The sequence below is a fragment of the Corynebacterium tuberculostearicum genome, from assembly GCF_030229345.1.
Taxonomy (GTDB): Bacteria; Actinomycetota; Actinomycetes; order Mycobacteriales; family Mycobacteriaceae; genus Corynebacterium; species Corynebacterium tuberculostearicum_G.
In genome coordinates this window covers 16390-29305 of the sequence record NZ_JASPGP010000008.1, presented here as the reverse complement: position 1 = coordinate 29305, position 12916 = coordinate 16390, and the positions used below count along the sequence as shown (strand labels likewise).

The window sequence follows — 12916 nt, the reverse complement described above, 5'->3', positions numbered from 1 at the left end:
AGCATGACTGAGCCGCGCTCTTCTTCTAGCAAAACTCCCGCCAAGACGACCAAGCCGGATCTGGGCCAGATCGGGCTCATCGTCCTCGTGGTGCTGGCCGTGGTAGCCAGCATCGTCATGCTGATTTCCGGTTCTGCCGCCGCGCTCAAGATCGCCCTCATTGCTGCCCTGTGGGCCGCCGTGCTCGGCTTCTTCTTGGTCATGCGCTATCGCCGCCAGGCCGAGGAGTCCGTAACCAAGCTGGAGCTGCAGGAGCGCGCTCACCGCGCCGAGCTCAAGCAGGCCCGCACAGCCGATGGCCAGCCCCTGCCGGATCAGGAGCTGCTCGATGAGATCCGCACCGAGCTGGCTTCCATCCGCAAGCAGATCGAGGATCTTTCCGGCCAGGACTTCACCTATGAGCCGGCCGCCCTGCACGCCGAGGCGCGCCGCATCATGCAGCTCGAGGCCCAGACCGCGGCTGCTACTCGCCCTGGCTCTGAGGAAGGCAATGTGGACTTCACCCAGTCCTCTTCCGGTGCCCCGTCTGCCGATGCCATTGCCGGCCGCCTGGGCAACCAGCCGTCCGCTGCACACGCCGAGTCCAACCCGCTTAATGACATCATCAGTGAAAAGACCCGTGCGCAGCGCACCTCCGGCAAGACTTCTGGTGCCTCCACCTTCAATACTGGTGGCTTCCAAGCCGTGCGCTGGGATACCGGCGGCGATGATTCCCTGAAGAATACCCGCACGTCCGCGGCCAGCGAGCACCACGGCAGCCACCGCAAGCCAGAGGCCGCCACCAAGGCCAATGATGAAACCCAGGACATTCCGCAGCAGGCGGCGCCGCAGCGCGATGAGCGTGCGGAGTACCCGGGCTCCGGTCAGCACGTGGCCCCAGAGAAGTCCGAGCCGGTACGCCAGAAGGCAGCCCGCTCCCATCACCGCGCGGCCGCCGAAGAGCCCGATTCCCGCGGCCGCCGCCGCAGCGACGATAAGCGCGAAGGCGCGGTTTCCGTGGCTGAGCTGCTGGCCCAGGCGAAGAAGAAGGATAAATAAATGCGCCCGCCACGCATGCGGGTAGCCCTTTTTGGCCGGAGCCTGGCCGGCTTTACCTTGGCCAATGCCATGGAACGCGCCGGCCATGAGGTGCAGATGCTCTCGGACCCGGCCGAACTTGCCTCTTTTGAGGCCCTCATCATCGCCGTGGGCGATGCCCGCTTAGAAGCCACCGTGGAACTTCTTGAACCCCATGTCCACCACGGGCTTATCGTGTTCCACACCTGCCTCTCGCGCGGTGTCCAAGTGCTAGATCCGCTAGAAACCCGCGGGTGCGTCGTTGCGGCACTCGCCCCATTTGCACTGATGCGCTGGGCCGTGACCACCCTGGACGAGCTGGGCGAGACTGTAGTGGAGCTCAATATCGCCGAGTTCCGCGGCGAAGCCGTCGCGCTTTCCGATGCCGAACGTCCTTCCTTTGCCGCCCGCGCCTACTACGCCGAGATGCTGCGTCGCTTGCATATCTCTGCTGCGGTTGATGCTCGTTTCCTCTCGCCCTCAGAAGAGCCACCCCTGGTGGGTGAGGACATGGACACCGAAGAAATTATCGCCGCCTACCGTGGCGCCACCGACCCCGGCCTGCGCCGCAGTTATGTGGAGGTTGCCCGCCGCCTAGGTGAGGTAGACGGCCGCGAGGAGTTAGAAATGTGGGCCCTACAAGAGGAGAGCCGATGAGCCTAGAGCTGGGAAACGCCACCGTCATCAGTGAGATTGAGCGCATCCGCATGGTTGGCAGCGCCTTTCATAAGACTGGCCGCCCGGTGGCCTTTGTGCCGCTGACCAACGGCGTGCACGCCGGCCATATCGCGTTGGTGCGCGCGGCCAAGCACATTCGCGGCGCGGTTACCGTCGTGGCCTTGCAGTCCCCGCGCGAGGAGGACCTTGAACTCCTGCGCGCCGAGGGCGTGGATATTGTCTGGGATTACTCGCCAGAAACCTTGTGGCCGCACGGCCGCCGCATCGCCGTGGCTCCGGCCGACGCCGCGACCGCCCTCGAGCCGGATCTCAGCGAGGATCTCTCGCTGTACCTTGCGCTCATCCTGACGCTTTCGCCTACCGACGTCCTCCTCGGCGAAAAAGACTACGAGCTCCTCCTCGCCATCCACCACGCGGTTCAGGACTTCCACCTGGGCATTCGCGTGCAGGGCGTGCCCGCCGTACGCATGCCCGATGGCGTGGTGATGAGCCTGCGCAATACCAACGTCCCGGCCGAATCCCGTGACCAAGCCGCGGCCCTATCCGCCGCGCTGACCGCCGGCGCGCATGCCGCCGAAGCCGGTGCGGAGAAGGTCCGCGAGGTTGCCGCGGAAGTCTTGCGCGCCGCAGGCGTCGAGCCCGACTACCTAGAGGTGCGCGGTCGCGACCTCGGCATGCCTCCCGAGGAAGGTGATGCCCGCTTGCTCGTCGCCGCGACCATCGGTGGCGTCCGGCTCATCGATAATGTGGGCCTGCCGCTGGGCATCGGCTTTAATAATATTGAAGAACACGAAGCCAAGGCCGAGCTCGAGCGTGAGCAACAACGCGCGCAACAGCGCGCGCAGGGTACCGCTTCCCAGCAGCCATCGGAGGACTAATGACCGATATCCAGATCCGCGACCTTGACCCGCGCGATGAGCCCAAAGCCATTTCTTTTGCCATCGAGGGCATGCACCTACATTGGTTTGTGAAGAACCCGCGCTTTGAGCGCGCCTACGGCCGCTACTTTTGGGATTTAGAGCGCGCCAAAGCCACCGATATCTTGGCCGCCTACGATGGCGACCGTTTCCTCGGCGTGCTTTTGGCCTCCATGAAAGGCAAGCCCGCGCTGCCGTATCCGTGGTGGCGCAAGGCCTATGTCCGCGCGGTGGAAATCTTTAATAACCTGCGCCCGGGCGGGCACCGCGATGATTACGATGCCGCCAATCAGGATATGCTGCTCAAATACTTGGGTAAGCATCCCATTGATGGCGAAATCGGTTTCCTTGTCGCGGATCCCAATTCCGGCGTGAGCGGAGTGGGCACGGCGCTGCTTGAGGCCTTCGAAGCCCGCCATGAGGGAAAGACGGTCTACTTGTTTACCGATGACGGCTGCACGTATCAGTTTTATGACAGCCGCGGCTTCACTCAGGTGGGCGAGCGCACCATCGCGGTCAATGAGGACCGCGACTTGGAGTGCATGCTCTATGTGCGCCGCCTTGGCGCGCCGCAGTCTTAGAGTTGCGCAGGCTTAACGCGCCAACGCGCCCATCGGATCCCAGGCCGGCAGGGTGGTCACGGACTCAGACTGCAACGCCGCTTGGTATTGTTCCGGCAGGCGGGAGGGGTGCACGGCGATTTCGAAGACGAACTCGTCGAACCAATCATCGGCCATGGTCCAAAAGCCCTTATCGGCCTTCTTCGGGCCCCAGGAATTTTCCACGCGCCAGCGATTGACGGTGCCGTCGTCTGCGATATCGGCGCCGGTAAAGACCATCGCGTGGGTCATGAGGGACTCGTGCAGGCGCAAACGCTGCGCCTTGTCCAGGTCCATCTCCACGCCGTAGAAGGCATCATAATCGTGCAGGTGCTTGGCCCACACGCCGTGCTCATCATCAGATTGCTGGTCGGTATCGCAGCCGAACCAAACCGGCTGACCGTCTTCGATGGAGGCACGCGCGGCATCGCGCAGCACCTCCACAGGCGCGTTCAAATAGGTCACGCGCTTTCCGGCCACGTTGCCCAGGTACTCCACGGTGTATAGCTCGCCATAGGCATTGCGCGGGTCGTTGACCACGCACACGTATTTGCTTAGGTCCGCCGGAAGGTATTCCCGGGCAAACTCCTGCGGGGTATAGGTGCCTGCGCGGTGGAACTCATCGTCCTTATCGCGGTACTGCCACACAAAGTCCTCGGGTGGCAGGCCAAGGTTGGCGGTGAGGATACGGTAGACGTCGGCAAGCGCCTGCTCATGCGCGCCCTCTTCGCCGCTGCGGATGCGGTGGGCGGCGCGGCGCAGCACGGTCTGCAGATTGCGGTTAAGCATCGCTGTGGCCTCGGAAGAGGCGGTCTCCGGCATGGCGTACTGCGGCACCACGCCGTACTTTTCCACTAGGGCGACGAACATGGACCACTGGCCGCCGTCATCGATGGGATCATCCATGAGCTTGGTCACCGTGCGGTCCGTAATCTCGCGGTCCTTCAGCTCGGCCATGGCGGTGAGGAACCAATTGGCCTTTTCCAGCTTGTCAAAGAAATAAATATAGGTCTGGGAAAGCTCAAAATCCTTGAGCTTGGCCTTGTCCATAAGTCCGCCACGCAGGGAATTGAGGCCGGCAAAAATCCAGCAGCGGCCCGAAGCTTTCTGGTCGGCCACGCCCCAGGAATCTAGCTTATGGCTGGTTACCGGGGTAAGGCTGCGCAGCTGCTCACGGTCGAGGCTGAGCTTGTCGGCGCTTTCCTGGGCCACCCCATTGCGTACCAGGCGCAGCGTGGCATCGCTGGTGAGCTCGGCGGTGGCGGCATGAACCTCGTTCGGTTTAATCTCTGTCATTTCTCGATTCTCCTTAGTTCATCCGGTCCCAGAGGGGAAGCTCAATCGGTTCGGTGGCAAGGGCCTGGGCAAGCGTGTCGCTCAGGTGCTCCTTGCGGACGGCGATGTGGAAGACGTTCTGGTCAAACCAGGCATCGGCCATCGTGGCAAAGCCCTTGCCGGGCACATCCTCGCCATCGTCCTTGCGCGGCGGCTTAGAACCCCAGGAGTTTTCCACGCGCCAAGCTCGGTCGCCATCGACGCCGGTGAGCACCATCGCGTGGGTGGGCGCGGTCTCGCCGGAGGTAAAACGCTCCTCCTTGCTCATGGAGGAATCGATGCCGTAAAGGCCATCGGTATCTACCAATCCCTCGTCCCATACGCCGTTGAGGAAGGAGAATTGGCGGTTGACATCGCAGCTAAACCACACCGGCTCGCCGGCCGCCAGGCTGCGCTTGGCAGTTTCCTTCAGCTCGTCCGCGCTGACGTTGAGGTACTCCTGCGGTGCGCCGCCCAGCACATTGGTCTCCTCGGCGCTGCTAAACACGCGATGCTTGGGGTTGGTGGAGCGGGGGTCATCGGCCAACACCACGTACTCGTCCAGATTCGGCAGGTACTTATCCGCAAACTCGCGCGGGGTGGAGTGCAGCCGCACGAATTGCTCGTCCTTGGTGCGATACGCCCAGGTAAAATCCTCCGGCGGGGTGCCCAGGTGGATGGCCAGGATGCGGTGGATGTCCTTGCGCGCTTGGGCGAGGATGTCTTCGCGCGGGCCGTCCTGGGCGGCGGCGCGGCGCACCACCGTGGCAAGATCGCGGTTCATCTCTGCGGTATTTCCAGACGAGCGCACCTCCGGCATGGCCTCGGCAGGGACGGCACCGTACTTGGCTACCAGGTTGCTAAAGAAGCACCACCAGCCGCCATCGGCCCCCGCGTGGTCTAGCACCGCTGCGACGGTGCGCTCGTCCCAGCCGGCGTCCTTCTTATCCAGCAGCTGGTTGAGCACCAAGTTGGCGCGTTCCAGCTTGTCAAAGTACTGCAGGTAGGTGAAGGAAAACTCGAAGTTATCTACATTGAGCTCCTTGGCCGCGCGGTGACGGAAGACGTTCAGCGCCGCAAACATCCAGCAGCGGCCCGAGCGCTTCTGGTCCGATACGCCCAAGCTATCCAGCTTGACCTCGGTGGTGGGGTAGAGCGCCGTAATGCGGTCGCGGTCCAGGGCCGCCTTGGCCGCCCCGACATTGGTGATAGCGTTGCGCGCGATGCGCAGCCGGGAATCGGCCGCGGCCTCCTCGCGCAACTGGGATAGGTATTCGTTGGTGAGCAAAGTCATAGTTTCGGTTTTAGCAGACCCAAGCCCACAGCGGCGCGGGCGGGTGGAGCTAGAGATGGGCCGCCAGCTTGCCGACGGCCCCCGGAGTCCCCACTTCCTCCGGCAACCACGGAACCTCGCGCACCGGGGTATCAGGCAGCTGGGCGCGTAGGAGTGCGAGTGCCTCATCCTCGGCGGCGCGCCGGGCGGCAAGGAACTCGCCTTGGTTCTCCGGGGTGCGCCGGTTAACCAGCATGGATCCCACCCGCACACCGTTGCTCGTGAGGTCCGCATGAAACTCGGCAGATTCCAGCACGGGCAGGCGCTCGGCGGTGAGCACGATGTGGAACACGGTGCGCGGGGAGGTAAGCGCGGTGCGCAGCTGTGCAAAGCGCTCGCGGCGCTGGAAAAGCGTGGCGCGAATTTCCTGATTGCGCCGGTCCACCGGGTCATTATCCGCGCCGCTGCCGTTAGACATCCCGCGCACCAACGAGCCGAATTTATCGGACTTCTCGCGCCGGGATAGCAGGCCATCGGTATAGGCGGCCATGATCTCCGGCAGGGCCATGAGCCGCGAGGTATGCCCTGAGGGGGCGGTATCGACGATGAGGTAGTCGAAGTCCGACTCCTCCACGACGAGCGCCGCGATGCGCTCCAATAGCGCCGCCTCCTGTGTGCCGGGCGATTGCCGGGCTAGGTCGAGGTGCTTCTTCACCTCGCCATGGAGGTGTTCCGGCATAAAGCGGCGCATCGAGTTCCCTACCTGCGCTAGGTGTTGCTCGGTCGCGCGCGCAGGATTGATCTCGATGGCGGACAGGGTAGGGGTGAGGTCTACGGGGGCGTCGCCAAGCGAGGCACCAAAAATATGCCCCAGGTTATGCGCCGGGTCCGTGGAGACCAAGCAGACGCGGTGCTTGCGGGACAGGCGCAGCGCGGTAGCGGTGGCCAGGGTGGTTTTACCCACCCCGCCCTTGCCGCCAAAGAACATGATGGGTGCGGTCTCTAACAACATTGAATATTCTCCAGCGGGGATCTATCCATTCCCATGCGCGTATGCCAGGCGTGGAAATCCTCATAGACCAGCGGCAAAAGCTCCAGGGTGTAGTAGCTGGCCGGGTTGGGGATGCCGAGCGCCTCCGAGGCGACCAGCATCAGGAAGAGATCATCTTCTTGCTGCTGGGCCTTGGCAAAGCTGGCGCGATACGGGGCCTGGTAGTACTCATTGAGCCCAGCCGCAAGTGCCTTAAGCTTGTCGAGCATGCTCGGGCAGCGGGGCGTCAAGGTCATCATCGGTCCACTCCAGCGGGGCCTCCTTGCGGGCGTGGGAAATGGCGCCGGCGGCCTCTACAATCACCCAGATGGCGGCGACCACGATGATGATGTCCATGCAGAATAGCAGCCAGTTCTGACTGGTAAATAGGGACTTCAGCTGGAGGAGTGCGGCCCACAGTGACATGGCGGTTACGAAGATGAGCGGGATGACCACCGGCCACGTCGGTCGGCGCAGGTGGGTCAGGATGACCACCACGATGGCCAAGGAAAGGCCCGCCATGAGCTGGTTGGTGGTGCCAAACAGCGGCCAGATGGTCATGCCGCCGGAGCCATCCGAGCCGGCGGAGAAGGTCAGGCCGAAGGCCAAGCCCACCGCGATGACGGTGGCGGCCAGGGCCTTGATGCGCACACCCATGATCTCGCCAATTTCTTGCACCACTAGGCGCTGCAGGCGCACGCCCGAGTCCATGGTGGTGGCGGCGAAGAGGACGGCCATAGTGGCCAAGATGGTGCCCGAGAGGGACGTGGGAATCCCCATGCCCTCATTCATGAGCGCACCGCCGCCTTGCACGAAGGCCTCCACGCCGCCGGCATTCCACTCGGAGTAAATCTCTTCCCACTGCTGCAGGGACTTAAAGCCCGCGGTGGTGGCGATGATGGTGCCCAGCGCGAGCAAACCCTCGCCCACGGCGCCGAAGTACCCCACAAAGCGCACGTCGGTTTCCTTATCCACCTGCTTGGACGAGGTGCCGGAAGCCACCACGCCGTGGAAGCCGGAAATAGCGCCGCAGGCGATGGTGACAAAGAGCAGCGGGAAGATGCCCGGGGTGCCCTCCAGCACGTTGTCGCGCAGCGCCGGTGCGGCCAGCGAAGGGCGGGTAATGAGGAAGGAGCCGTACAAGATGGCCAGGCCCACAAAGAGCTGGAGGCCGTTGATGTAGTCGCGCGGCTGCAGCAACACCCATACCGGCAGCATCGAAGCGATGAAGGCGTAGATAAATAACAAGATGATCCACACGCCGTTGGCGGGAATGCCCAGGACTGTATCTGGTAGGACCACAGGCACGCGGTCACCGATGATCATCAACGCGTAGAGCGCGACAACGCCCACGATGGAAACCAGCGGCAGGTTCCAATTCAGGCGGTAGATGGCCTGGCCGATAAGCAGCGCGACGACGATGGCGCCCCACGTGGGGATTACGGCCGTAGGGGTGGAGACCAGCAGGTTCGAAATGACCACGGCGAAGGCCGCATTCACCATCAATAGCAGCAGGAAGATGACGATGAGGAAGAGGTTGCGCCCGCGCTTGCCAATGTAGCGACCAGACAAAGTGCCAATGGACTGGCCCTTGTGGCGCTGCGACGCCCACAGCGCACCTAAATCGTGCATGCCGGCGAAGAAGATGGTGCCGAGGGTGACCCAGAGAAACGCCGGAACCCAGCCCCAGATGACGGCTACGGCCGGACCAATGATGGGCGCGGCGCCCGCCACGGAAGTGAAGTGGTGGCCCCACAGGACGTATTTATTGGTGGGCACATAGTCCACGCCGTCTTCCATGGTGTGGGCCGGGGTGGAGTAGTTCGGGGATAGCCGGAAAATGCTCTTTCCTAGGACCTTGGAATAGAGCAGATAGCCGGCGCCCATCATCGCGATGCCGATAATGGCGAGGACAAGAGAGTTCATAGTGTGCGTCTCCTCATGGACGATAGGGTGGCGTGTCTCACACGTGCGGATAGTATGCCATAACTCACATAGGTATTAGCCCGTGGGGGAGACCGGCGGGTGGATTTATATTTGGAAGGCGTTTGGGGCGCAGTGCTCCATGCAGCCGGCAGGGAAAACGACTGCGCGGCCCCAGTTCCAGTGGAGGAACGAGGGCCGCGCGGTGGGTGCTTAAACCAGGTGGTGCTTACTTCTTATCGACGCCGATGTTGCCGTCCTTCTTCCACACCACAACCACTGCCGGGCGAGGGGTGGACTTGCCACCCTCTGGCCAGTGGGAGGTCTGCTTTTCAAAGGTGGCGTCATCGGTCTCGCCTGGGTGCTGAACGTTGACCATCACGCGCTCATCGGTGACGATGGGGCCACAGGTCTCGGCGCCTGCCGGAACCGTCAGGAAGCACTTGAGCTCACCGCGGGTATCGCCCTCAGTGGTCACGGCGTAGAGGCCATCGTTGGACTCAAGGGCGTTGCCGTCGGTGGAGATCCACAGATTGCCGTGGCTGTCGAAGGCCAGGTTATCCGGGCAGGAAATTGGGGAGACCTTCTCCTTGTCAAAGCCACCAAAGTAGGTATTTGCTTCCTTCGGGTCGCCACAGACCAGGAAGAGGTTCCAGGTGAACTTCTCGCCAGCATGGTCATCTTCAATCTCCATGACCAGGCCGTTCTTGTTCTCCTTGACAGGAGCCCACTCCATCGGCTCTTCCTTGTTCTTCTTGGCATTCTCGCCGGTAGCGCCGCGGTACTTATTGTTGGTCAGGGCCACGTAGACCTTCTCGGAGTCTGGGTGAACCTGCATATCCTCAGGGCGGTCCATCTTGGTGGCGCCCACCTTATCGGCGGCCTCACGGGTGTAGACGGCAACCTCTTCGGCAGACATGCCATCAACGTGGGACTCGAACTTGTTGTTCTCCGTATCGGAGGTCAGCAGCTTGATCCATTCGCCCTTGCCATCAAAGGCACCATCCTCTGGCAGCACGCCGGAGCCGTCAATTTCATCCTCTGGGGAGTTGCCCTCTACCTTGGCCACGTACAGGGTGCCGTGGTCCAGGATGGTGAGGTTGTGTTCGATGTCGCCCTCTTTGTACTTCTTGGTGGAGATGAACTTGTAGATGTACTCGAAGCGGGAGTCATCGCCGGAGTAGCACACGACGGTGCCGTCGGATGCGATGTGGATGTTGCCTGCCTCGTGCTTGAAGCGACCCAGCGCGGTGTGCTTGACCGGGGTGGACTTCGGGTCCAGCGGGTTGATTTCTACGATCCAGCCAAAGCGGTTCGGCTCGTTCGGCTCCTTGGAGACGTCGAAGCGCTTATCAAAGCGCTCCCACTTGCGCTGGGATTCGCCGTCTTCCATGCCGAAGCGCTCCAGGGACTCCTGCGCCTTCTTGTCATCCAGCTTGGCGTGGGCGAAGTACTGGTCAAAGTTCTCTTCGCCAGAGACCATAGTGTTCCATGGGGTGATGCCGCCGGAACAGTTATTCAGGGTGCCCTTGACCTTCTTGCCGGTCTTGTCGGCGGAGGTCTTGACGTAATTGGAGCCGGCAGCTGGGCCCACCAGGGTGAATTCGGTGGTGGCGGTGATGCGGCGGTTGAGCGGGCCGAACTCGCGCTTGAGCTCGCCGGTCTTGCCTACCTTGGAAACCTCCACGATGGAGTGGCCGTGGCCAGCCCAGCCGATCTTGGCCTGCTCCTCGGTGGGGTTATCCGCATCGTAGTTGGGGAACATCTGCGGCTCGGTGGTGTACTCGTGGGAGCAGACGTAGATAAGGCGGTTGTCATCGTCCGGGTGCTCGATAAGGCCAGCGAAGTCATTGTTGAAACCGAACTGCTTCTCGGCTGCCTCGGCGGTCTGGTTCTTATCATCGAATTCCGGCGCGTCCTCAAACAGTGGGTCGCCCCAGGCGATGAGAACGGACTGCTCGTAGCCATCCGGGATGACCACTTCGTCCTTCTCGTTTGGCTGTACTGGGTCGAACTTCATGCCCTCTGCGGAGGTGAGCTCAACGTTCGCCTCAGAGGTCTTGCCGCCCTTGCCCTCGGAAGAAGAAGCCTCGTTAGACGCATCATCCGGGTTGGAGCAGGCCGCCAGGGCAGCGCCGCCGCCAACGGTTACGACGGACAGGCTGCCCGCACGCAGCGCAGTACGGCGGGAGAACTGGTCAGCAAAGTACGGGTTATTGGACTTGTTCTCGCAATCGCCAAAGCAAGCATTACCGCACTTGTAGGTGCAGGTCAGGCTGGAACGAGAGGATGCAAAGAGACTAGAGAGAAGGTTGCGGCCTTTAAGCGCCATTATTACTGCTCCAAAAAAGGTCGAAAATATTGTTTAGACACGGGGACAGCCATTTATATAAGGGGATATCAGTAACTGTGCGTTGGCGCTGAGGTGACGGTGAAGTGAATTATGCGTAAATCTTTTCCGGGGTGAGGGTGGCGTGGGCTAAATCGCGTGCTGCGGTGGGGATCGACTACCCTAGGCTAACGTGAGCGAGCAGAAGAATAATGAAGTAAACGATGTCCCTGAGCAGCTGCGTATCCGCCGCGAGAAGCGTGATCGCCTGCTGGAATCCGGCGTAGAGGCCTACCCGGTAACCGTTGAGCGCACCATCTCTTTGAAGGATTTGCGCCACGATTTCCGCGTAGTGGCCGAGGGTGAAGAGCCGGGCACGGAAGAAGGCGTGACCTACCTGGCCCCAGGCGAGGAAACCGAGGTAACCCACGCCATCGCCGGCCGCCTTATCTTTATGCGCAATACCGGCAAGCTGTGCTTTGCCACCCTGCAAGATGGCGACGGCACCCAGGTGCAGGCCATGCTTTCTTTGGCCGAGGTAGGCAAGGAGCGCCTCGACGCCTGGAAGTCCGATGTTGACTTGGGCGATTTCATCTCCGTACGCGGCCGCGTGATTTCCTCCCGCCGCGGCGAGCTGTCCATCATGGTCTCCGAGTGGACCATGGCCGCTAAGTCCCTGCGCCCGCTGCCGGTGTCCTTTGCCGATATGGCAGAAGATACCCGTGTGCGCCAGCGCTATAACGACCTCATTATCCGCGAAGAGGCCCGTAAGAACGCCATGATCCGCGTGAAGGTCATGCGCGCGCTGCGTAACTACCTGGAAAGCCAGGACTTCGTCGAAATCGAGACCCCGATGCTGCAGACCCTGCACGGTGGCGCGGCCGCTCGCCCGTTTATCACCCACTCCAATGCGCTGGATATTGACCTCTACCTACGCATTGCGCCGGAGCTGTACTTGAAGCGTGCCGTCGTCGGCGGCATTGACCGCGTCTTCGAAATCAACCGTAACTTCCGCAATGAGGGCGTGGACCGCTCCCACTCGCCGGAGTTCGCCATGCTCGAGACCTACGCCGCATGGGGCGACTACGACGATTGTGCCCGCATGACGCGCGAGTCCATCCAGGCCGTAGCGCGCGACGTCTTTGGCTCCACCACCGTCACCCTGGCGGATGGCACCGAGTTTGACTTCGGCGGCGAAGAGTGGCCCGAAATCGAGATGTACCCCTCCCTCAATGAGGCCCTGCAGCGCAAGTTCCCGGGCCAGCCGGAGGTCACCATCGATACCGATGTCGAGACGCTCAAGGGCATTGCAGACGTTATCGGCCTTGACGTCCCTAAGGACGGCGGCTGGGGCCACGGCAAGCTGGTGGAGGAAATCTGGGAGGTCCTGTGCGAGGACCAGCTGGAAGGCCCCATCTTTGTCAAGAACTTCCCGGTTGAGACCTCCCCGCTGACCCGTCAGCACCGTTCCAAGCCGGGCGTGACCGAGAAGTGGGATCTCTACGTCCGCGGCTTCGAGCTGGCAACCGGTTACTCCGAGCTGGTGGATCCGGTTATTCAGCGCGAGCGCTTTGAGGATCAAGCTCGCCTGGCCGCCGGTGGCGATGACGAGGCCATGGTGCTGGATGAGGACTTCCTTGCCGCAATGGAGCAGGGCATGCCGCCTACGGCCGGTACCGGCATGGGCATGGACCGCCTGCTGATGGCCCTGACCGGCCTGGGCATCCGCGAAACCGTGCTCTTCCCACTGGTTAAGCCAGAGCAGAAGTAGCCGCCCAGCGGCCCATCATTAGCCGT

Annotated in this window: 11 protein-coding genes; 5 read left to right on the top strand and 6 right to left on the bottom strand. The window is 62.2% G+C overall.

The features are described 5' to 3' along the window. Window positions 1–3 precede the first annotated feature (3 nt). From QP884_RS06795 to QP884_RS06780, 4 genes are read left to right on the top strand one after another with little or no spacing between them, the layout of a single operon-like run. Window positions 4–1038 (top strand): DUF6779 domain-containing protein, encoded by a 1035-nt coding sequence (locus QP884_RS06795; RefSeq protein WP_284821458.1) that lies wholly within the window; start codon window positions 4–6, stop codon window positions 1036–1038. After that, window positions 1039–1713 carry a 6PGD fold domain-containing protein gene (locus QP884_RS06790; protein ID WP_284821457.1) on the top strand — a complete coding sequence of 225 codons (675 nt, stop codon included), beginning with the start codon at window positions 1039–1041 and terminating at the stop codon, window positions 1711–1713. It begins immediately after the preceding gene. After that, window positions 1710–2612, top strand: a complete 903-nt coding sequence (locus QP884_RS06785) for a pantoate--beta-alanine ligase (protein WP_284821456.1) — start codon at window positions 1710–1712, stop codon at window positions 2610–2612. The genes QP884_RS06790 and QP884_RS06785 overlap by 4 nt, the downstream gene beginning before the upstream one ends. Further along, entirely contained in the window at window positions 2612–3232 is a 621-nt protein-coding gene (locus tag QP884_RS06780; RefSeq protein ID WP_284821455.1) for a GNAT family N-acetyltransferase, read from the top strand. The genes QP884_RS06785 and QP884_RS06780 overlap by 1 nt, the downstream gene beginning before the upstream one ends. 12 nt (window positions 3233–3244) lie before the next feature. Here the strand turns inward: QP884_RS06780 and QP884_RS06775 are convergent, their stop codons facing one another. From QP884_RS06775 to QP884_RS06750, 6 genes are all read right to left on the bottom strand, one after another. Continuing rightward, a complete protein-coding gene (locus QP884_RS06775) occupies window positions 3245–4546 on the bottom strand; it encodes an aminopeptidase C (RefSeq protein WP_284821454.1) in 1302 nt (433 codons plus the stop codon). Between the two features lie 13 nt (window positions 4547–4559). After that, window positions 4560–5858, bottom strand: a complete 1299-nt coding sequence (locus QP884_RS06770; RefSeq protein ID WP_284821453.1) for an aminopeptidase C — start codon at window positions 5856–5858, stop codon at window positions 4560–4562. Between the two features lie 49 nt (window positions 5859–5907). Then, a complete protein-coding gene (locus tag QP884_RS06765) occupies window positions 5908–6849 on the bottom strand; it encodes an ArsA family ATPase (RefSeq protein ID WP_284821452.1) in 942 nt (313 codons plus the stop codon). Continuing rightward, complete coding sequence (locus tag QP884_RS06760; protein WP_005329921.1) at window positions 6840–7097, bottom strand: cory-CC-star protein; 258 nt, start codon at window positions 7095–7097, stop codon at window positions 6840–6842. Before QP884_RS06760 ends, QP884_RS06765 begins: the two co-directional genes overlap by 10 nt. After that, complete coding sequence (locus QP884_RS06755; RefSeq protein WP_284821451.1) at window positions 7081–8793, bottom strand: carbon starvation CstA family protein; 1713 nt, start codon at window positions 8791–8793, stop codon at window positions 7081–7083. Before QP884_RS06755 ends, QP884_RS06760 begins: the two co-directional genes overlap by 17 nt. A gap of 226 nt (window positions 8794–9019) precedes the next feature. Further along, window positions 9020–11122, bottom strand: a complete 2103-nt coding sequence (locus QP884_RS06750) for a PhoX family protein (protein ID WP_284821450.1) — start codon at window positions 11120–11122, stop codon at window positions 9020–9022. Between the two features lie 190 nt (window positions 11123–11312). Here QP884_RS06750 and lysS point away from each other — a divergent pair, with 190 nt between their 5' ends. Continuing rightward, window positions 11313–12890: a lysine--tRNA ligase gene (gene lysS, locus QP884_RS06745; protein ID WP_005325682.1), complete on the top strand. Its 1578-nt coding sequence runs from the start codon at window positions 11313–11315 to the stop codon at window positions 12888–12890. Window positions 12891–12916: the final 26 nt, after the last annotated feature.

Bases quoted from the DNA above. Each gene is read 5' to 3' on its own strand.
- QP884_RS06795 (WP_284821458.1), top strand. From the start codon at position 4: ATGACTGAGCCGCGCTCTTCTTCTAGCAAAACTCCCGCCAAGACGACC.
- QP884_RS06790 (WP_284821457.1), top strand. From the start codon at position 1,039: ATGCGCCCGCCACGCATGCGGGTAGCCCTTTTTGGCCGGAGCCTGGCC.
- QP884_RS06785 (WP_284821456.1), top strand. From the start codon at position 1,710: ATGAGCCTAGAGCTGGGAAACGCCACCGTCATCAGTGAGATTGAGCGC.
- QP884_RS06780 (WP_284821455.1), top strand. From the start codon at position 2,612: ATGACCGATATCCAGATCCGCGACCTTGACCCGCGCGATGAGCCCAAA.
- QP884_RS06775 (WP_284821454.1), bottom strand. From the start codon at position 4,546: ATGACAGAGATTAAACCGAACGAGGTTCATGCCGCCACCGCCGAGCTC.
- QP884_RS06770 (WP_284821453.1), bottom strand. From the start codon at position 5,858: ATGACTTTGCTCACCAACGAATACCTATCCCAGTTGCGCGAGGAGGCC.
- QP884_RS06765 (WP_284821452.1), bottom strand. From the start codon at position 6,849: ATGTTGTTAGAGACCGCACCCATCATGTTCTTTGGCGGCAAGGGCGGG.
- QP884_RS06760 (WP_005329921.1), bottom strand. From the start codon at position 7,097: ATGCTCGACAAGCTTAAGGCACTTGCGGCTGGGCTCAATGAGTACTAC.
- QP884_RS06755 (WP_284821451.1), bottom strand. From the start codon at position 8,793: ATGAACTCTCTTGTCCTCGCCATTATCGGCATCGCGATGATGGGCGCC.
- QP884_RS06750 (WP_284821450.1), bottom strand. From the start codon at position 11,122: ATGGCGCTTAAAGGCCGCAACCTTCTCTCTAGTCTCTTTGCATCCTCT.